Source organism: Staphylococcus pragensis (assembly GCF_004785665.1).
Classification (GTDB): domain Bacteria; phylum Bacillota; class Bacilli; order Staphylococcales; family Staphylococcaceae; genus Staphylococcus; species Staphylococcus pragensis.
The window spans coordinates 58,317-85,272 of record NZ_SRPJ01000006.1 but is presented as its reverse complement, the minus strand read 5'-3'; the positions used below and the strand labels follow the sequence as shown (position 1 = coordinate 85,272).

The 26,956-nt window shown below is 35.1% G+C and carries 21 protein-coding genes and 2 pseudogenes; 2 read left to right on the top strand and 21 right to left on the bottom strand.

Going from position 1 to position 26,956, the window contains the following annotated elements; genetic code table 11:
- Nucleotides 1–170: 170 nt before the first annotated feature.
- The 8 genes and pseudogenes from E2558_RS12555 to E2558_RS10025 form a co-directional block, all read right to left on the bottom strand.
- Nucleotides 171–299: a hypothetical protein gene (locus E2558_RS12555; protein ID WP_261763228.1), complete on the bottom strand. Its 129-nt coding sequence runs from the start codon at nucleotides 297–299 to the stop codon at nucleotides 171–173.
- The gene (locus tag E2558_RS10060; RefSeq protein ID WP_126565664.1) at nucleotides 292–1,143 is read right to left on the bottom strand and encodes a class I SAM-dependent methyltransferase; all 852 of its coding nucleotides are present in this window, start codon (nucleotides 1,141–1,143) and stop codon (nucleotides 292–294) included. Before E2558_RS10060 ends, E2558_RS12555 begins: the two co-directional genes overlap by 8 nt.
- Before the next feature lie 174 nt (nucleotides 1,144–1,317).
- On the bottom strand, nucleotides 1,318–2,757 hold the full coding sequence (locus E2558_RS10055; protein ID WP_126565665.1) for a 6-phospho-beta-glucosidase: 1,440 nt from the start codon (nucleotides 2,755–2,757) through the stop codon (nucleotides 1,318–1,320).
- Between the two features lie 107 nt (nucleotides 2,758–2,864).
- The gene (lqo, locus tag E2558_RS10050) at nucleotides 2,865–4,355 is read right to left on the bottom strand and encodes an L-lactate dehydrogenase (quinone) (protein WP_126565666.1); all 1,491 of its coding nucleotides are present in this window, start codon (nucleotides 4,353–4,355) and stop codon (nucleotides 2,865–2,867) included.
- A gap of 277 nt (nucleotides 4,356–4,632) precedes the next feature.
- A complete protein-coding gene (locus tag E2558_RS10045; protein ID WP_126565667.1) occupies nucleotides 4,633–5,463 on the bottom strand; it encodes a pyruvate, water dikinase regulatory protein in 831 nt (276 codons plus the stop codon).
- Between the two features lie 4 nt (nucleotides 5,464–5,467).
- On the bottom strand, nucleotides 5,468–8,092 hold the full coding sequence (gene ppdK / locus E2558_RS10040; protein WP_126565668.1) for a pyruvate, phosphate dikinase: 2,625 nt from the start codon (nucleotides 8,090–8,092) through the stop codon (nucleotides 5,468–5,470).
- Between the two features lie 202 nt (nucleotides 8,093–8,294).
- Nucleotides 8,295–8,831 (bottom strand): annotated as a pseudogene (locus tag E2558_RS12515) (LysR family transcriptional regulator substrate-binding protein).
- Nucleotides 8,832–8,846: 15 nt separating this feature from the next.
- Entirely contained in the window at nucleotides 8,847–9,179 is a 333-nt protein-coding gene (locus tag E2558_RS10025) for a LysR family transcriptional regulator (RefSeq protein WP_126565671.1), read from the bottom strand.
- Nucleotides 9,180–9,312: 133 nt separating this feature from the next.
- On the opposite strand from E2558_RS10025, the gene E2558_RS10020 reads away from it, so the two are divergent.
- Entirely contained in the window at nucleotides 9,313–10,083 is a 771-nt protein-coding gene (locus tag E2558_RS10020; RefSeq protein ID WP_197730824.1) for an SDR family NAD(P)-dependent oxidoreductase, read from the top strand.
- A gap of 123 nt (nucleotides 10,084–10,206) precedes the next feature.
- Here the strand turns inward: E2558_RS10020 and mbcS are convergent, their stop codons facing one another.
- The 6 genes from mbcS to betB form a co-directional block, all read right to left on the bottom strand.
- Nucleotides 10,207–11,799 carry an acyl-CoA synthetase MbcS gene (gene mbcS, locus E2558_RS10015; protein WP_126565673.1) on the bottom strand — a complete coding sequence of 531 codons (1,593 nt, stop codon included), beginning with the start codon at nucleotides 11,797–11,799 and terminating at the stop codon, nucleotides 10,207–10,209.
- A 165-nt stretch (nucleotides 11,800–11,964) separates the two neighbouring features.
- The gene (locus E2558_RS10010) at nucleotides 11,965–12,438 is read right to left on the bottom strand and encodes an antibiotic biosynthesis monooxygenase family protein (protein ID WP_126565674.1); all 474 of its coding nucleotides are present in this window, start codon (nucleotides 12,436–12,438) and stop codon (nucleotides 11,965–11,967) included.
- Nucleotides 12,439–12,487: 49 nt separating this feature from the next.
- Nucleotides 12,488–12,703, bottom strand: a complete 216-nt coding sequence (locus E2558_RS10005; protein ID WP_126565675.1) for a sterile alpha motif-like domain-containing protein — start codon at nucleotides 12,701–12,703, stop codon at nucleotides 12,488–12,490.
- Nucleotides 12,704–12,827: 124 nt separating this feature from the next.
- On the bottom strand, nucleotides 12,828–14,006 hold the full coding sequence (locus E2558_RS10000) for a M20 family metallopeptidase (protein WP_126565676.1): 1,179 nt from the start codon (nucleotides 14,004–14,006) through the stop codon (nucleotides 12,828–12,830).
- A gap of 266 nt (nucleotides 14,007–14,272) precedes the next feature.
- Nucleotides 14,273–15,979: a choline dehydrogenase gene (betA, locus tag E2558_RS09995; RefSeq protein ID WP_126565677.1), complete on the bottom strand. Its 1,707-nt coding sequence runs from the start codon at nucleotides 15,977–15,979 to the stop codon at nucleotides 14,273–14,275.
- Between the two features lie 136 nt (nucleotides 15,980–16,115).
- Nucleotides 16,116–17,606, bottom strand: coding sequence for a betaine-aldehyde dehydrogenase (gene betB, locus E2558_RS09990; protein WP_126565678.1), 1,491 nt, complete (start codon nucleotides 17,604–17,606; stop codon nucleotides 16,116–16,118).
- Nucleotides 17,607–17,868: 262 nt separating this feature from the next.
- Between betB and cudC the strand changes: the two genes are divergently transcribed.
- A complete protein-coding gene (gene cudC, locus E2558_RS09985) occupies nucleotides 17,869–18,417 on the top strand; it encodes a choline uptake/conversion transcriptional regulator CudC (protein WP_126565679.1) in 549 nt (182 codons plus the stop codon).
- Between the two features lie 103 nt (nucleotides 18,418–18,520).
- Here cudC and E2558_RS09980 read toward each other — a convergent pair whose 3' ends face one another.
- The 7 genes and pseudogenes from E2558_RS09980 to sat form a co-directional block, all read right to left on the bottom strand.
- Complete coding sequence (locus E2558_RS09980; protein WP_126565680.1) at nucleotides 18,521–20,143, bottom strand: BCCT family transporter; 1,623 nt, start codon at nucleotides 20,141–20,143, stop codon at nucleotides 18,521–18,523.
- A gap of 334 nt (nucleotides 20,144–20,477) precedes the next feature.
- Nucleotides 20,478–21,770 (bottom strand): anaerobic C4-dicarboxylate transporter family protein, encoded by a 1,293-nt coding sequence (locus E2558_RS09975; RefSeq protein ID WP_126565681.1) that lies wholly within the window; start codon nucleotides 21,768–21,770, stop codon nucleotides 20,478–20,480.
- 201 nt (nucleotides 21,771–21,971) lie between these two features.
- Entirely contained in the window at nucleotides 21,972–22,226 is a 255-nt protein-coding gene (locus E2558_RS09970) for a hypothetical protein (RefSeq protein WP_126565682.1), read from the bottom strand.
- Nucleotides 22,227–22,410: 184 nt separating this feature from the next.
- Entirely contained in the window at nucleotides 22,411–23,217 is an 807-nt protein-coding gene (locus tag E2558_RS09965; RefSeq protein WP_126565683.1) for a CHAP domain-containing protein, read from the bottom strand.
- Nucleotides 23,218–23,581: 364 nt separating this feature from the next.
- A complete protein-coding gene (locus tag E2558_RS09960) occupies nucleotides 23,582–24,952 on the bottom strand; it encodes a CitMHS family transporter (protein ID WP_126565684.1) in 1,371 nt (456 codons plus the stop codon).
- A 195-nt stretch (nucleotides 24,953–25,147) separates the two neighbouring features.
- Nucleotides 25,148–25,747, bottom strand: a complete 600-nt coding sequence (cysC, locus tag E2558_RS09955; RefSeq protein WP_126565685.1) for an adenylyl-sulfate kinase — start codon at nucleotides 25,745–25,747, stop codon at nucleotides 25,148–25,150.
- A 14-nt stretch (nucleotides 25,748–25,761) separates the two neighbouring features.
- Nucleotides 25,762–26,930 (bottom strand): annotated as a pseudogene (gene sat / locus E2558_RS09950) (sulfate adenylyltransferase).
- Between the last annotated feature and the right edge of the window lie 26 nt (nucleotides 26,931–26,956).

Genomic DNA, 26,956 nt, shown 5'->3' with positions numbered 1-26,956 from the left:
ATTACCTTTCTTTTTTATTTGGTGTGGTAGCTAATAATTATAGAGGTAATTGCGCTATTTTTGTATTCAAAACATAAAAATTGGACTGATGATTTTTAGTCATCAGTCCAATTTATTATAGAGCCGTAAAATGCCGACTGGTTCAATGGGACCAGCCGGCATTTTTTATATCAATTTTGTTGATTTTGTGATTGATGCTCTTCGAATAATTCACCTATTTGGTTAAAGAAATCACCAAATTTTTGGGCTGCATTGTCATCAAACATTTCCTCTAAATTAGCTTGTGATTCTCTATACATGAATCAATACTTTTCCAAATTTGCCGCCAGTAACTACAGGTACCGTATCATCATATTTATCTTGTAAGTATTGTTCCACACTCTTACGTTGTTGTTCATCTAGTGCTACTTCTACTTCTTTTAACCATTGCGGTAATTGTTGCATCACATCTTCAATTGGTTTGTCATTGTATTGCGTATGGCGCTCGATTAATGTTTCATACGTATAGTCGTTGAAATAGAGTAATTGAAGTAAGTAATACATATCTGCTGTCATGGCCTGACTTTCCACCCCTAAAAATGCTACCACTTCATCGACAATTGAATTTTCCTTAGGACCTGCGATTAAACTTACATAAACATATTTCTGTGCAATATCAATGGCTTTCTTAACCGCTTCCCACGTCGTCACTGCTGGACACATTGACGCAAATACTAAATCATACTGTCCCAAATCCTCAACTGAGGTATCTTCAAATGATTGATTAACCGTTGCTACTTCTACACCATAGTGTTGGGCATTATCTTTCAACATATCATGTAATATAGGTGATGGTTCTAAACTTGTAACTTTAGCGCCTTCTTTCGCAAATGGAATACTAAACACACCAGAAGCCGCCCCTACATCTAATATACTTAAATTACTAAATGAACCTGTTTGTTTTTCGACCCAATCCATAATACGTCTTGTACGTTTCTGGCTTTCTTCAGTAAATGAGTTTTTATTAAAGTTTTCTGCCCATTTTTTAAATCCAGGTGCATGTGGATCGCCTAAACCTGCACGTTTCATTCTTTTATCTTGTGTGTTCTCGTCATTTTCCCAAGCTTCTTCCCAGAATTGATTGCTAAATATATTTTTTTGCATGAGGAAACTCCTTTTCAAATTATAGTTCCATCTTACCCTCTCATTTCCCATTCATAAACTCATACACTTTCTATTAAAAAAGCTTTTAACCACTTAAAATTAAGAGAACGTCTCTCTCCTAAAAGTGATTAAAAGCTAAGTTTTTAATTCACAATTTCTAATAAAATTTTAAAATTATAGTTCTTCACCATTTGATTCGATTACTTTACGGTACCAATCAAATGAGTCTTTCTTCGTACGTTCTAATGAGCCGTTACCATCATTATCACGATCAACATGAATAAGACCATAACGTTTCTTCATTTCACCAGTTGTAAATGACACAATATCAATAATACCCCATGGTGTGTAACCCATTAAGTCCACACCATCTTGATCTACAGCATCAATGGCTGCTTCAATATGTTCGCGTAAATACTCAATACGGTAATCATCATGGATGTTGCCATTCTCATCAAACTCATCTACAGCACCAAAGCCATTTTCAACAATAAATAAAGGAATTTGATAACGATTATATAACGTATTCAATGTATAACGTAAACCGACTGGGTCAATCGCCCAACCCCAATCACTCTTCTTAATATAAGGATTGTCTACTGAATTTGGTAAACCACCATTCATGATATTATCTTCAACGCTCGCTTCGTTATCATGTTTAACAACGGTAGACATATAATAACTGAAACCAATGTAATCGACTTTACCATCACGTAGAATTTCATCATCACCATCTTGCCAGCCAATATTGAAACCTTCACGTTCAAACATCTTCTTAGCATAACCTGGGTAATAACCACGTGCTTGTACATCTGGGAAGAAGAAACGCAAACGACTAGCCACTTCTGCTTCCATAATATCTTGAGGATTACAGCTATACGGATAAATTGGCACGTGAGATATCATAGCCCCTATTTCAAATTCTGGATTAATTTCTTTTCCGATTTTGATCGCTTTCGCACTAGCAATTAATTCATTATGTGCTACTTGATATAATACTTCTTCACGGTTATCCTCCTCTGTTAAAGAGACACCTGAATTTGTCCATAAGAAGATTGGATTGTTAATGTCCATTTGGTTGTTAATTTCATTAAATGTCATCCAATATTTCACTTTATCTTTATAACGTTTAAATACAGTTTCTGCAAAATGAGCAAAAAAGTCTGCCACTTTTCGATTTCTAAAACCACCATATTCGCGAGCTAAATGTAACGGCATTTCAAAATGTGAAAGTGTGATAACAGGTTGAATATCATATTTTAATAATTCATCAAATAAATCATCATAGAATTTTAAACCTTCTTCATTAGGTTCAGTTTCGTCACCATTTGGGAAAATACGTGTCCATGCAATAGATGTTCTTAAACATTTTAAGCCCATTTCGCTAAACAGTTTCACATCGTCTTTGTAACGATGATAGAAATCAATACCTACATGGTTAGGGTAATATTTATCAGGTTCCACGTCTTGCGTAATCTCACGTGTTTTACCATGTTCACCTGCAGTCATAACGTCAATAACGCTTAAACCTTTACCACCTTGATCATAGCCACCTTCAAATTGATTCGCTGCTAAAGCGCCACCCCATAAAAAATCTTTCGGTAATTTAGACATCATTAAAACCCCTTTATTTTTCTTTAAATATATCAAATAACTATGATTTATAGTAACGAATATAGAAAAAGCCACTCCATAGAAATGATGGAGTGGCTAATTTTATATTACTTATCGTCATAAAAACCTAATTGAAGGTCTTTAGAAGTTTGACGACGGATTTTTCTCATTAAATCAACGTCAGTAATTAATGATTCACCATATGAAGGAATCATTTCTTTAATTTTTGGTTTCCATTCACCCATTTGCTCTGCGAAGTTCTTTTCAATTACTTCTAAAGCTACTGATACTGAAGTAGAAGCCCCTGGTGATTCACCAAGTAAAGCGATTACTGAATGGTCTTCAGAGTTAACCACTTCTGTACCGAATTGGATAAATCCTTTACCTTCTTTTTCAGTATCTTTAATTACTTGAACACGTTTACCTGCAGTGTATAATTCCCAATCTTCATCACGTGCTTCAGGGTAGAATGTACGTAAGTGGTTCATACAACCCTCTTTAGTCATGATGATTTGATCAAATGAATATTTAATCAATGGTAAGTTTTTAACAGCTGCAGCTAACATAGTTGTAATATTGTAAGGTTTAATAGATTTGAATAAATCTAAGTTTGAACCATTTTTAAGGAATTTAGGTCCAACGTTAGCGAATGGTCCAAATAATAATGTTCTTTCACCTTCAATATAACGTGCATCTAAGTGAGGCACTGTCATTGGTGGTGTGCCTGGTGGTTCTTTACCATATACTTTCGTATCATGTTGTTCAATAACTTGTGGATTAGTACAAGCTAAGAATTGGCCTGTAATTGGGAAACCACCTAAATGTTTACTTTCAGGAATGCCTGTTTTTTGAAGTAATGGGATTGCTGCACCACCAGCACCGATGAATACATAATCTGTTTCTTCTTCAAATACATTACCTGTTTGAAGATCTTTAATTTTAACTGACCATTTACCGTTTGATAAACGTTCAAAGTCTAAAACTTGATGGCTATATTTTACTTCAACATTTTCATCTTGTTCTAAGTGTTTAGCCATTTTACGAGTTAATTCACCGAAGTTAACGTCAGTACCTTCGTCGATTTTACTAGCAGCCATTTTGCCATCATCAACGCGGCCTTTCATCATTAATGGAATCCATTTTCTCATTACTTCGATATCTTCAGTATATTCGATGTTATCGAACATTGGCGCTTCTTTCATCGCTTCGTAACGTTTTTTCAAGAATGTTTTATTATTAACGCCTCTAACAAAACTAATGTGAGGTAGAGGATTAATAAATTCTCTTGGGTTAGCAATATGTCCTGCTTTTACTAAATGACCCCAGAATTGTTTAGAAATCTCGAATTCTTCGTTGATTTCTTTCGCTTTTTCAATATCAATTGAACCATCTGGTTGTTCTACAGTGTAGTTCAATTCACATAATGCAGCGTGACCAGTACCTGCATTATGGCGTTCGTTAGAACTTTCAAGACCTGGACGGTCCATACGTTCATAAAGCTTGATGTTCCAATTAGGCTCAAGCTCGTTTAACATTGAACCAAATGTTGTACTTAGAACACCAGCACCAATTAAAATCACACTTTTTGATTCTGACATGGTTGTACACCTCTTCAAAGTTATTTAATAAATATTACTTACTTTCCCTATCTTTAAGTAACATTTAATTGTAAGAATTATTTGTTAAGCCTTTCACTATTATGTTAAAACAAATACGGTCAATTGTAAATCTTATAAACTTAAATAAAATTATAATCTAATTTATTCTTGATTAAATCGGCTTGATAGACTCGATTCTCATTCATCCTAGAAAGAATAAAGGGCTTAATTGTCTTCTAGACAATTAAACACCTTTATTCTTCTCGTTCATTTTACATTACTGTTTAGGTTGTAAGAACTTTTCAATATAAAAAGCGGATTCTTCAATCGACTTATATTCTGTATTAATTACGGTCGCATTTAATTTCTTAAAGATTTCCTCCGCATATGCAAGTTCTTTTTTAATACGATCAAGGTTGTTATATCGTGATTCACTGGATAAGCCTAATGTTTCTGCACGATTTTTACGGATATTTGCGATGTACTGTGGACTTGCTGTTAACCCAAACACTTTTAGTCCTTTTTGTTTAAAAACATTATCAGGAATATTAATTTCTGGAACTAATGGAATATTGGCAATTTTGTAGCCTTTATTCGCTAAATACATACTTAATGGTGTTTTAGATGTACGAGATACACCAACGATTAATGCATCCGCTTCACCTATATCAGTAAAGTGTTTACCATCATCATATTTAACAGAATACTCAATAGCTTCAATACGTTTGAAATATTCTTCATTCAGTTTACGTAAAGCACCACTTTCCATTAATGGTTCATGGTTAGTTACCCTTCCAATAATACTAATTAAATCAGACATATAGTCGACATAAGGTACATCATGTTCACGTGCAAATTCATGACCTAATGTATTGAACGATTCACTAACAAGCGTTGTTGCAACAATCGCATGCTGTTCACGTGCTAAATTTAAAATATTTAAGAATTCTTCTTCATCCTTAATATATGGAAATTTCTTAATTTCTACATTTGTTAAGTCTGGATATTGCGTTAAGGTCGCATGAATCATTCGTTGTGCTGTTTCTCCAATAGAATCAGATACTATAAATAACTTTAATACTTGTTCATTAGATTGCGTTTCGTTCACGTTATTACTCGCTTTCCTCCACTTGACTCTGAGCTGTCGCTAAAATTGCACCCGGCACACGGAATGGTGAACATGAAACATAATCAATAGCTAATTGATTGAAACGACGAATTGACTTCGCATCGCCACCTAATTCACCACATACGCCAATTTTAATATTAGGATTAACCTTTTTCGCTTGGTCAACTGCAATTTCGATTAATTTTCCAACACCATCTTTATCCAATGTTTGGAATGGGTCAAGCTTCAATATATTACTTTCAGTATACACATTTATGAATTTACCTGCATCATCTCTAGAGAAACCATATGTCAATTGTGTTAAATCATTTGTACCGAAACTGAAGAAGTCACAATGCTTAGCCAACTCGTCTGCTACTAAGCATGCACGTGGTGTTTCAATCATCGTACCGATTAAGTAATCGACTTTATCACCTTTTTCTTCTTCCAACTTCTCAATCGTTTTCACAAGTTTATCTTTTAACGTTGTAAACTCTTCCACTGTTGACACTAATGGAATCATGATTTCAGGTTTACATGCTATACCCTCTTTTTTAAGTTTTAATACGCTACCCATAATGGCTTCAACTTGCATTTCATATAATTCTGGATATGTGATAGCTAGACGACAGCCGCGGTGACCTAACATTGGGTTTACTTCATGTAAGTCTACAATACGCTTATTCAATGTTTCTTTAGGAATGTCGAGTTGTTGTGCTACATTTTCAATATCTTCATCCGAATTTGGCAAGAATTCATGTAATGGTGGATCAAGCAAACGCACAATCGTAGGACGTTCTCCTGACAATCTGAAGATGGCTTCAAAATCTTCAATTTGATATTTGCGAATATTATTCAATGCTTCTACGCGCTGTTCATATGAAGAAGATAAGATGAAACGACGCATCTCAACAAGACGTTCAGCACCAAAGAACATATGCTCAGTTCGCACTAAACCAATGCCTTTCGCATTAAAGTTATAGCCCGCTTCAATATCTTGAGGTGTTTCAGCATTCATACGCACATCTAAACGTGCTACATCTTCAGACCATTTCATAAAGTTCGCAAATTCTTCACTATGCTCTGCACTTACTGTTTTGATTTCACCTTGATAAATATCCCCGTTAGCGCCGTCGACAGAAATGATATCGCCCTCATGTAATTCGCCGCCATCGTAATATACTGTCTTAGCCATAGTATTGATTTCTAAATTAGAACATCCTGTAACACAACATTTACCCATACCACGCGCTACAACCGCTGCATGAGATGTCATACCACCATGCGTCGTTACAATCGCTTCACTCGCTACCATACCTTCAATATCTTCAGGTGACGTTTCTGGACGCATTAAGATGACTTTCTTGCCTGCTTCTGCTTGCGCTTTGGCATCTTCAGCTGAGAAGACGATTTGTCCTGTTGCCGCCCCTGGACTTGCTGGTAATCCCATTTTCGAAATAGGTGTTGCTTCTTTTAAAGCTTTTTCTTCAAAATTAGGATGCAATAACTGGTCGATAGATTTCGCTTCTACTTTAGTTACCGCTTCTTCTTTCGTAAGTAACCCTTCTTCTACTAAATCAACTGCGATTTTAATTGCAGCACGTGCAGTACGTTTACCATTACGCGTTTGTAGTAGATATAGTTTACCATTTTCAATCGTAAATTCGATATCTTGCATATCTTTATAATGCTGTTCTAGTTGCTTCGTCACATCTACAAATTCTTGATGCACCTCTGGCATTTGATCATTTAATGTTGAAATATCTTTAGGTGTGCGAATACCCGCAACCACGTCTTCACCTTGAGCGTTTAATAAGTATTCACCAAATAATTTATTCTCACCACTCACTGGATTACGCGTAAATGCAACCCCTGTACCACTATTATCACCGCTGTTACCAAAGACCATCTCTTGAATGTTTACTGCCGTACCAATATCGTGTGGAATATCATTTAAATCACGATAGATACGTGCGCGGTCGTTGTCCCAAGATTTAAATACAGCTTCAATGGCTTCTTCCAATTGTTTTAATGGTTCTTGTGGGAAAGGTTTATACACTTCTTCAACATAAATTTCTTTGAAACGTTCACAAATTTCTTGTAAGCCCTCAGCTGTAATAGCAGCATCATTGTCAAATTTATGTTGTTGTTTATAGTCTTCAAAGTATGTATCAAATGCTTGCATCGGCACATTATATACGACTTCACCAAACATTTGTAATAAACGTCTGTAACAGTCATATGCGAAACGTGCGTCTCCTGTTTTCTCGGCTAATTTCTTCACGTTGTCATCATTTAAACCTAAGTTAAGAATCGTATCCATCATACCTGGCATTGAAATTTTCGCACCACTACGTACAGATACTAATAACAAGTTACTGTCTGAAGAGAATGTTTTACCTGTTCTCTCTGAAAATGCCGCAAGATGATCAACCAATTGTGTTTTAACTTCCGTCGATAGCGATTGACCTTGGCTTAAATAATCAATACACGCTTCCGTTGTAATTGTAAAACCATCAGGTACAGGTAAACCTAACCGTTTCATTTCAGAAAGGTTAGCACCTTTACCTCCAAGTAGATCTTTCATCGATTTTTGTCCTTCATCAAAAGCATATATATATTTAGTCATATATGTCACCTCAATTAATTATTATGTCATACTAATTAATATAGAGTATGTCATATAATTAATTTGAATACAAATAAAATCATAATCATTCAGTAAATTTTTACAAAAAAGACACAATTAGTGCTATATATCAGTGAATAAATTTGAGTACATACCACTAATACATGCAATTAATTGTGTCATACTATTTCTTAACATTAATTTATACTGAGCTATATTTTTCAAAATAATCTATTGAGAATTGCTTAAATGAATCTGCGACTTTTGTAAAATAATGAGATGTTTTAAAACCAATCCCTATCATACGATAACAATTGGGATTGTTTATAGGTATCGCTACGATGTTATTGTCGTCATGAATTAAAGCTTGTTTTGGTGTGAATGAAATACCAATATTCATTGCTACAAGTTTTAAAATGGCACTTGAATCTTCCACTTCAACTTGATAGTGCGGTGTAATGCCCTCCTATTCCAAAATAGTATCTATGATATCACGAAAGCCATAACCTCTAATCTGACCAATTAGTCTTTCATTACTAATCTCTTGCAACGAAACGATATTACGTGTAGCTAAATGATGTTGTTTGCTTACTGTCAAATAAATATCATCTTGAAGCAGTGGTATCCATGTAATGTCTTGATGTGCAATGGGTATTGTTGAAATTGCGAAATCTACTTTATCCTCTAATATAAGTTGAGTAGCAAGTTCTGAGGTTGCTTGATATTGTCTAATTTTTATCCTAGGATGTTTTTTTTAATATTGTTGAATCAAATTGGGCATTACATGCGGAAATGTTACCGCAAAGGTCACTTGCCCTTGCTCTATTCCAGTAATATTTTTTAAGATTCGTTCACCTTCATTAAGAGCATTAAATGCTTTATCAACCTGTACTTTCATAAGTTCACCATATTGATTTAAATGAATTTGACGTCCTTTACGATCAAATAACTTTACTCCCAATTCCTCTTCTAATGAGTGTATTGCTTTGCTTAATGCAGGTTGAGAAATATTAAGTTGTTTTGCAGCTTTAGTTATATTATTGACTTCAGCTACCACTTTAAAGTAAATAAGTTTCGTTATTTCCATATAAATATCCCTTTCAATTAATAACTTCAAGTTATTAATACATGCTTATTATGAATTATACATTATCAATTTCTGATGCTACCATAAAATTGTACGTTATTTATTTTTTAAATTTTCAAAAAGAGGGATAATTATGAGATTAGAAAATAAAGTTGCATTAATTACAGGTTCTGGCGGTGGTATGGGATACGAAACTGCTAAACATTTTGTCGAAGAAGGCGCAATAGTCATCGTGCCAGATTTAAAAGAAGATGTCGTTAACGAGGCAGTTCAATCACTCTCAAAATCTACTAATAATAATGTTTATGGTTATGTGCTAGATGTATCAAAGGAAACAAGCGTGGAAGAGACTTTTAATCATATTAAACAAGATATTGGTAAATTAGATATTCTAATTAATTGTGCAGGCATTACTGGTGCAGATAAAACCACAGATCAATTAACTGAAGAAGAATGGGATCAAGTCTTTGCAGTTGATGTCAAAGGCGTATTCTTCTGTACTAAACATGCAGTACCTTTATTACGTGATAATGGTGGCGGTTCAATCGTCAACTTCTCTTCTATCTTAGGATTAGTGGGTACAGACGAATTAACGCCATACGCTGCCGCTAAAGGTGCAGTCACAAATATGACACGTCAAGATGCCATTAGCTTTGGTAAAGATCATATTCGCGTTAACTCTGTACATCCAGGAACTATTTTAACGCCATTAGTTAAAAAGTTAGGTGAAGAAACTGAAGGTGGTTTAGAAGCTTATACAGCTAAAATGTCTGAACGCCATCCTATCGGCTACTTAGGAGAACCAGTAGATGTTGCTAATGCAGTATTATTCTTAGCTAGTGATGAAGCACGTTTTATTACAGGTGCAGCACTAACAGTTGATGGTGGATACACAGCTAGATAGTGTCTCATCGCTAACCTTTAATTTAACCAAATTAAATACTATTAAATACACTAAACAAGGCTGAGACATTCGTCCCAGCCTTATTTTCATAATATTATTTATTATTTTAATAACCAGATTTAATTATTCACCGTGTTCTGCGCGATACTTCTCAACTTCTGCATCACGTAATTCCACACGACGAATTTTACCTGAATTAGTTTTTGGTAAATCTTCTACAAACTCGATTGCACGCGGATATTTATATGGTGCTACTTCTTGTTTCGCAAATGTTTGTAATTCTTTCACTAATGCATCATCACCAGTATACTCATCTTGTAAAATCACAAATGCTTTTACTATATTACCGCGAATAGCATGAGGACTTGCCACTACTGCACATTCTTTTACAGCTGGGTGGTTAGTTAACGCGTCCTCTACTTCAAACGGTCCAATCGTATATCCTGAACTAATGATGATATCGTCACGACGGCCTTCAAACCAGAAATAACCATCTTCATCAATATGGGCTAAATCACCAGTGATGTAATAGTCGCCAGCTTGAGCCGCTTTCGTACGTTCTTCATCTTTATAATAACCTTTGAAAAGTCCAGGGAAATCTAGTGGCAATGCAATATTACCTTTGACACTAGTATCCACTTTATTACCATCGTCATCTACTACAGTTACATGACTTCCTGGAATTTCTTTACCCATTGAGCCTGGACGTGGGTCTGTATCTTTTAAGAAACCAATGAGTAACGTACTTTCCGTTTGACCATAACCGTCGCGTACCGTTAAGTTAAAGTTTTTACGGAATTGTTCTACAACTTCACGGTTTAACGGTTCACCGGCTGATACAGCACTATGCAGATGCTCTAAGTTATAATCTTGTAAATTATTTAATTTCGCCATCATACGATATTCCGTTGGTGTACAGCAAAGCACATTAATTTTAAAATCTTGTAATAATTCTAAGTAACGTGATGGATTGAATTTACCATTATAAACGAAAGCAGTAGCGCCTGAACCCATAATAGATAAGAATGGACTCCATACCCATTTTTGCCAACCAGGTGCAGCAGTTGCCCACACTAAGTCATCTTCTTTGATGCATAACCAATGTTCTGGTGCCATTTTCATATGGGCGTAACCCCATCCATGAGAATGTGTTACAGCTTTGGGGTTACCTGTCGTACCAGAAGTATATGACAAAATAGCGATATCGTCTCTAGTTGTATCAGCCATTTCTAGTGATGTATTTTGTCCTTCTTTTTCATCTTCAATACTAATCCAATCTGTTTCATGTCCATCTACAATAAATTTAGTTAAGTTATCATATTCTTTAATATTTTTAAATTCTTTGATGAAATCTGCTTTAGCGATAACCGCATTAATTTCCCCATGGGTAATACGATATTGTAAATCTTTCGTTCTTAACATTTCAGAACTTGGAATAATCGCAATGCCTAATTTTAATGCTGCAATATAAAGTTCATATGTCATGATGGAACGTGGCATCATAATTAATACTTTATCGCCTTTTTTTAACCCATGTTTTAACAATACATGGCCTACTTTATTCGCATTATTGATTAATTCAGAATATGTAACGGTGATAGGTTCATCGATTCCATTTTCATAAATCAGTGCTTTTTTAGTTGCATCTGAAGCGTGTTTCTCAATTTCAGAAACAATGTTATACGTTTCCGGTGCAAGTAAGTTTGAATTCTTCATATTAAACTTCCTTTCCCTTCTCATTCGTGCTTGCTTTCAATTTCTTTAACGCATTAAAATATACCACTTATGGTAATGATTTTAAATAGTACAGCCTGTGTAAATTAAAAAGATTAAGTCTCTAAACCCAAAGTGACAGGTCTCAAGAAACTTAATCTTATCATGTTAGAAAATATCGTTTACGTCTATTGTAGCTTCTAATCCAGCCAACTCAATACGTACATTATATGATAAATCTCGATTCACTATATTACGGTCTACCCCTTCTTTAGTGCCTCTTTTTTTATGTGTTTTACTATAAGCTTCAGAGTTCTGCCAATCATAAAACGCTTGGCAATCTTCCCATAATGTCAAAATAATATAATGACGGTGTGCAATATGAGGACGTAAAAAGCGCAAAGCTTTAAATCCTAGTTCATCTTGCAAATATTTAGGACGTTCTAAGAATTTCTTCTCAAATTCTTCTTCCATACCTTCATTAACAAATAAATGATTTAGCACGCAAAATGAATTATTAGATAATTCATTAATTTCTTCTAAAATACTATAATTTTGCGTATCATTATTTTTTGGAATTGTCATTAATTGGTGATCTACTTCTTCAATTACATATGTTTTATAACTGTCTTCTAAAATCATATCTGTTATTCCTTCATTTCTAAACTAGTATTAAGTTTTTAATATCTTTCTAGCTTCGACCTTGTTGTTCATATAATGAAATTGAGCGTTTTACAATTTCCAAAAATTCATGATCTAAAGTTGGAAAGTTTATAAAATAATCTAATATATTAGCTGAGAGACGTTCTTGCTTTGGGAAAGAATGATCTTCATTAATCCATTGCGCAAGTTCACCTAACGGGGTTTGGTCGTCCACAAATCCTTGCATAAAATCATAAAAACTCATTATCTCACCCCAGTCTTCCAATATATGCTTATACTATCATGAAAAATAACCTCAAAACTAGTGGTGCAATAGAGACAGTTTTGCCGAAAGTGTAGATTAGATGTAATTATTTTCCTATATTGGACTAAGAATTTAAGTAGTCTAACACGACTGCGCCAACCGCTTCAGCTGCTACAAGCATAGATGATTCATCAATTTTAAATTTAGGATGATGATGTGGGTATGCTTTACCGTCTTGTGGCGCTGCACCTGAGTAAATAAATGTACTTGGTAATTCTTTCGCATAAAACGCAAAGTCTTCAGATGGTGGTTGTGCTTCACATTCTTCGACACCTTTAACATCTGCTAAATCTGCATTTTCAATCGTTTTCGCTACATATTCCGTAAACTCTGGATCGTTATACAATGCTGGGTAATCTTTACTAAATTCAAAGTCGCATTTGACACCGAACGTTGCTTCAAGTCCTTTAACTAACTGGTTTAATTCCTCTTCAATACGGTCACGCGTAGCATCTGTAAGTGCACGTACATCGCCTTCAAGTACAATCTTATCTTTAATTACATTGAATTGCCCTTTTCCATCAAAAGAACCAATTGTAATTACACCAGTTTCAAACGGATTAAGTCGGCGTGATACTACAGTTTGAGCAGTAGTCACAAAGTTAGCACCCGCTACAATCGCATCATTAGCTGTATGCGGTGATGAGCCGTGTCCACCTTTGCCTTGAACTGTTAATTTAAAATATGAACGTCCTGTTTGGACATTCTCTGTACGGTAATACACTTTACCAGGCTCCATATTCGTCATCACATGCGTGCCTAGTACATGATCTACGCCCTCTAAAACGCCATCTTCAATCATACCTTTTGCACCACCAGGAGGCATTTCTTCTGCTGGTTGATGAATGACAATGACCTTACCTTTAAATTGGTCTTTCATCTCAATTAGAGTTTCTGCCAAAATAAGCATGTACGCAGTGTGAGCATCGTGACCACATGCATGCATGACACCATCGTTTTTAGAGGCGAAAGAAAGACCTGTATCTTCTTGAATAGGAAGTGCATCAAAGTCAGCGCGAATAGCGATTGTTTTACCAGGTTCACCACTGTCGATCGTGACTTTCACACCATTTTCTCCTACATTCGTTTCTACCTTACAATCTTTATCTTTATAGAAATCAGCAATATATTTAGGCGTTTCTTTTTCTTCAAATGAAAGTTCTGGATGTTCATGTAAATGACGACGTATTTCAATCATACGTTCTTCTTTATCTTGTAAACGTTTCACTAAATCTTTTGTCATCTCTTCTCCCACTCCTTCTTCATTTCTTTCCTTCATTATATTCCTTTAAAAATTAAAATTGTTGCTAGGAGGTTTGACTTAAAGGTTCAAATATAAAAATGAGAGGAGAGCAGAAATCGAATTTATAAAAAAATTTCATGTCTCCTATAATAATGACTATATTTGAAAACCTAATTGAAACGCATTTTTAAACCAGTCAGTACTTGCCAATATGCTAAATAAGGCTGAGATATTTAATAATATCCCAGCCTACTGACTATAAATATTTAGTGTGTATAATAAGGGTCAAATTCCATTGCGCCTGCTTTTTCATCGCTCACGCCATGTTTATAGTAGTCCACGTATTGTGGTTCAAGTGGTTCTTTGCCACGAATAATGTCTGCTGCTTTTTCAGCAAGCATTAATACAGGTGCGTGAATATTGCCATTTGTTGTTCTTGGCATAGCTGAAGCATCGACAACACGTAAATTTTCCATACCATGTACTTTCATTGTTAATGGGTCAACCACTGACATTGGATCTGATGCAGGTCCCATTTTCGCACTGCATGAAGGGTGTAAGGCAGTTTCGCCATCTTTACGTACCCAATCCAATATTTCTTCATCTGTTTGAACAGATGGTCCTGGTGAGATTTCGCCACCATTGTAAGGATCCATTGCATGTTGAGATAAAATATTTCTTGCTACGCGGATTGCTTCTACCCATTCTTGCTCATCTTCTTTTGTTGATAGGTAATTAAATACAATGCTTGGTTTTTCAAAAGGATCTTTTGATTTAATCTTCAAGCTACCGCGAGAATTAGAATACATAGGTCCCACATGCACTTGGTAACCGTGTGCAACTGGTGCTTTTTGTCCGTCATATCTTACTGCAATTGGTAAGAAATGGAACATTAAGTTTGGATAATCAACTTGATCATTTGATCTTACAAATGCGCCACCTTCGAAATGGTTAGATGCTGCGGCACCTTTACGTGCAAATATCCATTGTAATCCAATCCAAGGCATGCGTTTGATATCTAAACTTGGTTGTAATGATACCGGTTCTTTACATTTATGTTGAATGTAAACTTCAAGGTGGTCTTCAAAGTTTTCGCCTACACCTGGTAAATGCATACGAGGTTCAATACCTTTAGATTTTAAGAATTCAGCATCACCAATACCTGATAATTGTAATAATTGTGGTGTGTTAAATGCACCACCAGATAAAATCACTTCACCAGCTTCAACTGTATGATATCTACCATTACGTTTAAATGTTACGCCTGTTGCTTTATTACCATCAAAATGAATTTTAGTAACGAATGAACGTGTCTTAACCGTTAAATTTTTGCGTTTCATTGCTGGATGTAAGTACGCTCTTGAAGCTGACACACGACGACCATTATGCACTTGGCTATCAAATGGTCCAAAGCCTTCTTGTCTATAACCATTCACGTCTTTTGTTTTATGATAACCTGCTTCAACACCAGCATCGAAGAATGATTTGAATAAAGGATTTGTTGCTGGACCACGTTTTAATTTCACTGGTCCTTGATGTCCTCTATATTGATCATATGGTGCTGCACCATATGTTTTTTCTAAACGTTTAAAATATGGTAAACAGTGTGCAAAGTCCCATGTTTCCATACCTTCTGGCTCTGCCCAACCTTCATAATCCATTGGGTTACCACGTTGATAAATCATACCGTTGATAGAACTTGAACCACCTAGTACTTTACCACGGGCATGGTCTACTTTACGTCCCATATGTGGTTCTTCTTCCGTTTGATAAATCCAATCGTAAAATGGATTACCTGATGGGAACATTAATGCTGCAGGCATTTGAATAAATAGGTCCCATGGATAGTCACTGCGTCCAGCTTCTAATACTAATACATTTTTATCTTTATCCTCAGTTAAACGATTACCTAGTACTGATCCAGCACTACCGCCACCAATAATGACGTAATCATATGCTTTTTTATTACTCATATTGAATTCGTCCTCCCTTAAAATGTCACTCTGTTTATCTCATTTGTCTTTAAGTTCGATACGCTTATTTCACAATCCATATAAACAGGACCGTTATAGCTTGTAATTAACGGTCCCTTACTTCTAACATTACGCTTTACTTACTAAAGAAATTTACTGGTTCTGGTTGTGTATTAGTTAAAATATGTTTACTTACTAAGTACTCTTCTAAGCCTTCTTTACCTAATTCACGACCAATACCTGATTGTTTGTATCCACCCCATGGTGCTTGAGCGAAATAAGGATGGAAATCATTAATCCAAACTGTGCCAAGTTTAAGTTTGTTTGCGACACGTTGCGCTTTTCCAATGTCTCTTGAGAACACTGCGCCAGCTAAACCATAAATAGAATCATTAGCTAAGCGAATCGCTTCTTCTTCATCTGAGAAGCCTTCAATAGTTACAACTGGACCAAATACTTCTTCTTGAACAATACGCATTGATGTATCACAATCCGTAATAACTGTTGGTTCAAAGAATAATCCCTCTTGTAAATCTTCTCTGTCAGGGCGTTTACCGCCAATCGCGATTGTTGCCCCTTCTTCTTTAGCAATTTCCATATATTTTTCAATTTTATCGCGATGTTCTGTTGAAATGACTGGACCCATTTCAGTTTCATCATCGAAACCATTACCTAATTTAATTTTACCTACACGTTCGATAAGTGCTTTTTCAAAGTCATCTTTAATATCGTTATGAACTAAGATACGTGAACCTGCTGAGCACACTTGTCCTGCGTGGAAGTAACCACCATTTAACGCTTGATCTACAGCTAATTCAAAGTCAGCATCATCAAAGATAATATTTGGATTTTTACCACCAAGTTCTAATGCCACATTAGTAACATTGTTGGCCGCATTCTTCATAATGTGTTTACCAGTTTCAATACCGCCTGTAAATGATACTAAATCGACTTCTTTATGACCTGATAATGTATCACCAATTTCCTCACCACTACTTAATACAAGGTTAATGACACCTTTAGGGAAACCTACTTCTTCCATTAATTCGAATACACGAATTGTAGTAAGCGGTGTGATTTCACTTGGTTTCATTACTAATGAACAACCTGTAGCCAATGCTGGTGCAATCTTCCAAGATGCTTGAAGCAATGGATAATTCCATGGTGTAATTTGTGTAACAACACCAACCGGTTCTTTAAGTACTTTACTCTCTGTATTTGGAATAGGTGTATTAATAATTTCGCCACCGTCTTTATCAGCTAGGCCTGCGAAATACGTAAATACGTTCGCAATATCATCCATATCTGCATAAGACTCTTCTAATGTCTTACCAGTATCTAATGTTTCTAATTTTGCTAGTTCATCACGATGCTCCGTAATTTTATCAGCAATTGCTCTTACTTTTTTACCTTTGACTTCACTTGTTTCTAATGACCACTCGCCATCCTCAAACGCACGACGCGCTGCTAGAATAGCTTGTTCTGCATCCTCAGCTGTGCCTTCTGCAACAGTGAAAATAACTTCTTGATTATAAGGATTTAGAATTTCTCTAGTATTTTTATTTGAACTTTCAACCCATTCACCATCGATATATTGACGATTAGACAATTTTTCTACAAGTTCCATCATTCGACCTCCGTTAAGTTTGTTAAATTTTTATTTAACGAATTTTACAGAACTAGCGTAGCACACTTTTCTAAGCCATGCAAACTCTAACCTCGTTCACAATTTCTTGATTTTTTATGAAAATGAAAGACCAAAAACTCTTTAAATGAAAATGTACTTTTGAAACTTTCAATAAAACAATTTATAATGATTGAGAATTAGAAAATGCGAGTATAAATTTAATTATTTCGTAGTAATAAACAAGTAAGAATAGAGGTGCACTATGACACGTTCAGTTAATTACGAGCAAAAGATTGAAGAAGCAAAAGATTTAGTGATTAACTCTATCGGAGAAACAATGGATTTGTATGGAACGAATAGAAGCGTCGGCAATTTATACGGCACAATGGTATTCGAAGGTAGTATGACATTAGATGAAATGAGAGAACACCTTCAAATGAGTAAACCTAGTATGAGTGCTGGTGTTAAAAAATTACAGGAATTCGATATTGTTAAACAACAATTCACGCGTGGAAGTCGTAAACAGCATTTTATCGCCGAAAAGAACTTCTTCAACTTCTTCCGTAACTTCTTCACCCAAAAATGGGAACGTGAAGTAGATACAAATTTAGAGGCAGTCGAAAAAGCAGAAGCCTTACTTCAAGAAACGAAACAGAATTATGAACTAGATGAAACTGCCCAGTTAGAAGTTGACAAGGTTCAAGCTCAACTTGATCATACTAAACAATATTGTAAGTGGTTAGAAAATCTAAGCTATGCCATTGAGTCAGGTCAAATTTTTGAACATTATCCTATTCCTGAAGAGGACTAATATACTTATAAAAACTTATAGTTTTTAGATTCAATAAAAAAGCACCTTACCATGTTAAATCAATTTAACGTGATAAGGTGCTTTTAATTTAGACTTTTTTTAACTATAAATTATCGTCTTCTGGTTTCTCTTTTACTTGAACGATACGTAATGAGCGTCGTTCAATTTCTTTATGTTTATCCGCTCGAGTTTCAAGCTTAATACGATCTCGATTAAGCGTGATAATAAAGGAAATCATCATAAAGATAAATATGACTATAAGTGGCACACTGGCAAGTATCGATGCCGTTTTAAGTACTTCCAATGCACGTTCCCCACCTACTAACATTAATGAGAACGGTAATAAACATAATGCAAATGCCCAGAATAAACGGTTAGCTTTTAAAGGTTCACCTAATACTTTTTTCTGTGAAGCTGCTGCTAAAATATATGAACCTGAATCAAACGTAGTAGCTAAGAATAAGAATGCTGAAATTAAGAATAAAATAATTGTAATAGTTGGGAATGGTAGTTGATGCATTACTTCAATAATCGCCGCTTCAGTACCATGCGCATTTAAGAAATTAATTACATTAAATTCACCAGTAATTTGTAAATAAACTGCGTAGTTACCGAAAATACCGAAGAATAATAAACATCCTAAAGTACCATAAATGATAGTACCTAAAATTACTTCTTTAAGACGACGACCTTTTGAAATACGTGCGATAAATAAGCCAATAAACGGCGCATATACTAACCACCATGACCAATAGAATACAGTCCAATCTTGTGGGAAGTTTGTTTCTTTTCGTCCTTTAATACCTCCAAATGGTTCCATCCAAGTAGCCATATGGAAGAAATCTCTTATCATATTACCGAAACTTGTAATCGTTGTTTCCATAATAAAAATTGTCGGTCCCACAATAAAAACAAAGGCTAATAAAAGAAATGATAACCATACGTTCACGTCACTTAACTTTTGTATGCCCTTTTTCAAACCAGTATAAGAACTGATCGCAAAGATGACAGTAATCGTTAATAAAATAATTGAACGCATAACCATATTTTCTCCATCAATACCTGTTAATTTCTCAATACCAGCTGAAATCATAGGTACGCCAAGTGCTAATGATGTTGCAGCACCACCAAGCAAGCCAAAGATAAAGAGTATATCTATAACTTTACCTAAAAATTTATCCGTTTGCCCTTTTAATACTGGACGGCATGCTTGGCTAATTTTATACACAGGCTGTTTTTTGACGAAGACTAGATAACCGATTGGTAATGCAGGTAAAACATAAATTGCCCAAGCTATAGGACCCCAATGGAACATACCATATTGCGTTGCATATGTAAGTGCCTCATCTGTCATGCCTTTCGCACCATTAGGTGGTACTTGGTAATAGAATGCCCATTCAATGACACCCCAATACAGAATATCCGAACCGATACCAGCACAAAATAGCATTGAAGCCCAACTAAAGTTGTTAAATTCAGGCTTGTCTGTAGCTTTACCTAAAGTGACATTGCCATATCTCCCAAATGCAATGTATAACACGAAAAATAAAATGGCTAGCCCCATAAATAAGTATACCGAGCCAATAGAATTAGATATTGCACTATTGATGTCTGTAATAACAGTTTCACTGGCTTGTGGAAATACCATCATGGGTATAACTGCAACTAGTAATACAATCACCGTGCCTATAAAGGTTGGCCAGTCCATAATTTTTTCTTTTTTCAAGATTATGTTCCTCCTCTTTATAAAATGAATCAATCATTCAACTTGTGATTTTCTTACGTTTAATGCACATCAAGACAATATCTAAAATTAAATAAAAATGCAAATTACATTCAGTTAAACTACACTGTATGCCTGAATAAATATATATTAAGCGTCAAAAATTCAAGCTCTATAATTTGCCACCACAACAGTGTTAAGTTTGAATTTAACGAATTGAATGAATTTTACATTGTATTAATAATGTATATTTATAACTTATCAATGAATTTTTATTTTTTATAAAAAAACTATTAAGCTCAAACAAAAGTTTAAACTTAATAGTTTTTTAATTATATTAATATCCTAATATTGTTTTCATCGTAAATCCGACGATGACTGAAATTGCAATGGCGAAGAAGCCTGGGATGATAAAGCTAGTCGGTCGTGTTCGTCCTGTCTCATCTAAGCTAACCGCAAAGAGGATCGTCGGTTGTGCTGGAATAACGAAGTTAACGTTCAATGTTTGGACCATTGCGATGAAGTACAATGGTGGAATGCCCATACTCATCACAATCGGCACCATAATTGAAGCAGTAGCTGTTTGTGAAATAACAATCATTGCTACCACCGCTACTAAGATAATAACTAACCAAGGTACAGATTGTATTGTTTTACCAATGTCATCTCTGATAATTTTTAAATTTTGAGGTGCATTAAAGATAGTTGCTCCTAGCCATCCTGGTCCTAATACGGCGAAGAGTGCACCGATGGCTGATTGCGTAATATTAGAAGATAAAATATCGCTTGTATTAATTTTTTGTAGCAATAAGTTAACTGCCACACTTAAATACATAAAGAATTGCACAATTTCAGTCATTGTGAGCGTTACTTCTTTGCCATCAACTTTGAAAGTAGGCATTAAATCTGGGAAGATGCCAAATGTTAAAATACCTACAACACATAATAAGAATGCGATAACACCAATTTTTACTTTTTTTGAAAATGAAGGCGCCACTTCAACGTCAGGTGTATGTGCAATTTCACTTTCAGTTACTGTTGTTTTACGTCCTACAAATGTACAGAAAACACTTAACAGTAATATCGTAATAATAGCGGTTGGTAGTACAATACTTAAATATTTGCCCATTGAAATATCATAGCCTGCCATAACTGAAATAATATATGCTGTCGCAGAAGCTGCAGGACTACATAATAATGCTAAGTTCGCTGTCAGTACTGAAGCCGTTAACGGTCGTTTAGGCTGTATATTCGCTTTTACTGCTGTTTTAGCGATAATTGGTTCTAATGATAAGGCAATATTCGCTGTTCCTACGCCAAATACAAATAGAAAGACAATGATTGGTGCAATAAAGATAATTGATCTAGGAAATCGTTCGATAATTTTTGAAGCGAGATAGACTAGATAATCTATGCCTCCTGTAGCTTGTAAGGTACCACCAGCGATACCAATAGATAAAATGATTAATACTGCAGTAACAGGTGCTGATCCCGGAGGTAATTGAAATCCAAATATCATGATAAGTTGCGCGACGATAGCGAAGATGCCACATCCTAAAGCTCCAGCTGTTCTAAGTCCTAGTAATATGGCCAATATCATGATGGCAATTTCTACTACAAATAGTAGCATGATGAAAGCTCCTAACTAATTCTAAAAATTATTGTGATTTTTTTAACATACTTATTCTAACACTTTAATATGCCAAACGTATATAACTATACTAATTTTTGAAAATTAACTTTATTATAAATGATAATGATTATCAATTATATAGTCAAATAAAAATACCCTTGAAAGTAAACATCCAATTTACTTTCAAGAGCAATTCATTTATTTATATTTATTGTCTTTGAGTTTTTTAGTTTTAGTTGAAACATCTTTTAAATCGTCATTAGTTTCTTCATCATCTGTATGACCTTTAGCCATGTCTAAGTTTTTTTCTAAATTTTTCTTTTTCTCTTTTTTAGAACGTTTATCATAAGCACGTTCTTCAAATAATGAACCCCATATTAATCCAAAAATAACGCCAATTGTTACAACAACAATTAAGATTAATATGATCCATTTAAAGATATCAAGTGCCATGTTAACTCACCTTCTTTCAACATTAGGCAATCATGTATTTATATTGTTGTATTTCTTTATATATATGTTTCCCGTTCTGTTTCGGCTTCAATCATAAAGTGAGAAAACGTGCCTTGGCCTTTTCCAAAACAAAAGAAAACCACGAGACCCTATTGTAAGGTATCGTGGTTAAATTGACTTCGGATTATGAAATATAGTTGTATGAACCTGCTTGGCTAGCTGAGATTGTACGTGTTGAAACAACACCAGGACCACCATTGTAGTTCATTTCTGAAACGTTAACTGAGCCGTCATTGTTTACGTTCTCTACGTATGCAACGTGGCCATAAGCGCCTTGAGTTGTTTGCATAATAGCGCCTGCTTTAGGTGTGTTGTTTACTGTGTAACCGCTTTGTGCTGCTGCATTTGCCCAGTTATTTGCGTTGCCCCATGTGCTACCGATTGAGCCGCCTACTTTATCGTATACGTAGTAAGTACATTGGCCAGCTGTGTAAAGGTTAGCGCCTGAGCTTGATTTACCTGCGAATGCTTTACTGCTTGATGTGTTTGCTGATTGTGTTGTTGGGGCTTTTTGAGTTATTACTTGAACGTTGCGGTTTGATGTTGAATAATTTGAACCTAAGCCGCCACCGTTGTTGTTAGCAGTATATGATTGAGTATTGTTGTTTGTATTATATGATTGTGTGTTATTGTTTGTAGTTTGGTTTTGAGTGTAGCCATTATTATAGTTATAGCTGTAGTTATAATTGTAGTTTTGAGTTTGGTTGTTTGCAGTTTGTTGACCACCTTGTTGCGCTTGTGCTGGGCTCCAGTTACCTTGCCAGTTATAGTGATAGTTACCTTGTTGGTCAATTGTATAAGTGTAGCTATATGAATAAGGATCGTTAGGGTTATATCCATTATTGTTTTCCGCTGCATCTGCATCGTGATTTGCTAGTCCGAAAGTTGCGATACCTGCTGTTGCGATTGTAGCTGTAGCGATTTTTTTCATAATTAAATATCCTCCTAGATTTGTTTGAAAATGATTTTTCTCGTGGCTACCTGCAATTTACATTTATTAACATATTTAAGTAATGTTTAAGAATTTTTTCTCGTTAATTAACGACAAGACACACTCTAACAGACATACAAGGGTTTGTGTGCAATGTTAAACCTTTGTAAATGAATCATAATAATGTGACGGCGTTTGTAAAAAAAGTCAGAGTTTATTACAACTTCTATAACCAAGCCATGCCAGTGGGTTTATGCTTTTTTTCAACAGTGTCTCTCTAAAGCTTGTAATTTATCTGATTATTTCAAAGATGTTTTATTTCAGTAAAATAGGATAAAGCAGTGCTTTATCCTATTAATATTTATTAAATTGTTACTGTGCCAATTAACATTGCGATGATAAGCAAGACTATCGCAAAGCCCCATATCCAAAAAAAAGCATATTTAATATAAGTACCCATATTCGCTTCAGCAAGTCCAATTGCTAACCAAAGTGCAGGTGAGAATGGACTTACGAATGTACCTACAATATTACCGATAACCATTGAATATGCTGTAGAAACTGGATTAACCCCAAACTGACTTGCTGTTTGTTCTACTATAGGAAGTAATGCGAAATAATAAGCATCTGTACTTGTTAATAAATCAAGAGGCACACCAAAGATACCTACAATAATATGTAAATATGGCCCTATCCCATCTGGAATGATTTTAATAAGATTGATTGCGATAGCTTTTAACATTCCTGTTTCATTCAATACTCCTAAAAACATACCCGCCGCAATAATAACAGCCACCATCATTAGAGCATTGGGCGCATGTGCCTTTAATCGATTCATCTGATCGTCTACATTTGGGAAGTTAATAATTAATGCAACTGCTACACCAATCATAAATGCAAATTCTGGTGGTGCGATATTCGTAAACATCATTAAAATAACTAAGACAGTCAACAACATATTAACCCAAATGACCCAACCATGTTTCACTGCACGACCTCTTACTGGAAATTTAATATCTTGATCACGTTCGTAATTTCTCACAAGTTTATGAATATCAATATCAATAGTTGGTTCTAATTCTCCTTTATCAATAGCCTTTTTAATTCTTTTTTGCTCTCTAAAGCCTAAATACATCGCGAACATGAGGACTAAAATGAAACCAATAATCTGTACTGGTATTAAGCCATACCACAATTCATTGACACTTTTAACTTTTAATACAGAAGCCACACGTGCCATTGGTCCGCCCCAAGGTACCATATTCATAATAGCTGCACTAATTGCTAGTAATAAAATTAATAAATACTTATTCATGTTTAACGCTTTATATAGTGGTAATAATGCTGGAATTGAGAGTAAAAAAGTTACCGCACCAGCGCCGTCTAACTGTGCAAACATTCCAATAACTGCCGTAATAACACTTACAATGACAACATTACCTCTTGTCATTAAAATCAAGCGTTTAACAATGGGCTTAAATAAGCCACTATCTGTCATCAAGCCGAAGAATATAATAGCAAAGATAAACATAATGACTACGTTTATTACAGATTCTAAACCACTGTTAAAAAACTTTACTAAATCCCCTATGCCATAACCTAAAATCAATGCCCCAACACTTGGAATTAAAATCATACCTACTACTGGACTGATTTTCTTCGCAATCAATAATCCCACGATAGTCCCTATGATTAAAATCCCCATAACCGTTAACCACATACTATTATCATGCATGAAATCCCCCCAAATTCATTCAGTTGCATTCTCCCAATATTCCCATTTATCAAAAGAAAGCGTTTACACAATTATATCAAATCTACCCTTTTTAAATATTAAGTTTTATTTATAATATAAAATAAGTTCTGTATATAATTAAAAAAACGTATTATCAACATCATTTAATGTCGATAATGCGTTTAAATCATTTAATTAAATATATTGTTTCTCTTTTAAGTAGTTAAGAATCACTTCTACAGATTCTTCTACACTTTGCTGTTCTGTATTAATAGTAATTTCTGGTTTTTTAGGTGCTTCATATGGCGCACTAATACCAGTAAATTCTTTGATTTCGCCTGAACGTGCTTTTTGATAAAGACCTTTAGGGTCTCTTTTCTCACATTCTTCAACGCTGCATTCTGTATAAACTTCGATAAATTCGTCATCTTCTAAGATAGCGCGTACGTCATCACGGTCTTCTCTATATGGAGAGATGAACGCTGTAATCGCAATTGTACCAGCGTCTACTAAGAGTTTACTTACTTCACCAATACGACGAATGTTTTCTTTACGATCTCCAGGACTAAATCCTAGATTCTTGTTTAAACCATGACGTACATTATCGCCGTCTAAACGATAGGCATGTTTCCCTTGTTCAAATAATGCTTGTTCAAGTGCAACTGAAACGGTTGATTTACCAGAACCTGATAAACCTGTAAACCAAATCACTACACTTTTATGACCATTCTGTTGTTGTCTTTCTGCTTTCGTTACTTCAGAATCGTGCCATGTAATATTACTTGATTGACTCATGCTTTTCCCTCCACTTATTGTTGTTTCAAACCTCTAATTAATACTTCTGCTACTTCTGGTCTTGAGAATTTAGTTGGTAATGATTCACCATTACGTAATTTTTCTCTTACTTTTGTACCGCTTAAATGAACATGTTCTGATGCATCATGTGGGCATGTTTTAGCTGTAGCCATGTTGCCACATTTTTCACAATAAAAAGCATGTTCAAATTTCAAGATTTGAATATCTAATTCATCTTCAAATTGAGAGATAAGTTCTTGAGCTTCGTACGTACCATAGTAATCGCCTACACCTGCATGGTCACGGCCGACGATGAAATGTGTACAACCATAATTTTTACGGACTGTCGCATGTAAGATGGCTTCACGTGGTCCTGCATAACGCATTGCTGCTGGATAAATCACTAAGCGTGCTCTATCTTTCGGGAAGTAATTTTTAAGAATCGCTTGATAACTTTCCATACGTACATCTGCTGGAATATCATCCGCTTTTGTTTCACCTACTAATGGATTTAATAATAATCCATCTACAATTTCTAACGCTGATTTTTGAATATATTCATGTGCACGGTGAACAGGGTTACGTGTTTGAAAACCTACAACTGTTTTCCAGCCAAGATCATGGAATAATTGACGTGTTTCAGCTGGATCTAAATGATAATCTGAGAATTCATCATGTTTCGGACGATTCACTAATTGAATAGGACCAGCTAAATAAACGTTACCTTTGTCATAAACTTTTTTAACACCAGGATGTGCTTCGTCAGTTGTACCATAAACATTTTGCGCTTCTTTTTCTTTGTCATACCTTCAAGTTTTAACGTACCGTATAATTCGCCATCTTCCCCGTAAAGCGCCACGTCATCGCCAACTTCTAATTTGGCTGCTTCATCTTCAGTTACTGGCAATGTGATTGGAATACTCCATACTAAACCATTCTCAAGATGTGTGTCTTCAACAACTTTAGTGTAATCCGCTTCGCCCATGAAACCAGTTAATGGACTGAAACCGCCAATACCAATTAATTCTAAATCAGAAATTGCCCATGGGTTTAACGTAATCTTCTTGAAAGACTTTGCAGCTTCGATTAAAGTTTCTCTTTCTGCACCTTCAACTACACGATTAATTAATTCACCACCATGTGGTTGGATTGTATAATTATTAATTGTTTCATTTGCTGCCATAATTTCATAACCCCTTTTCTAATTAA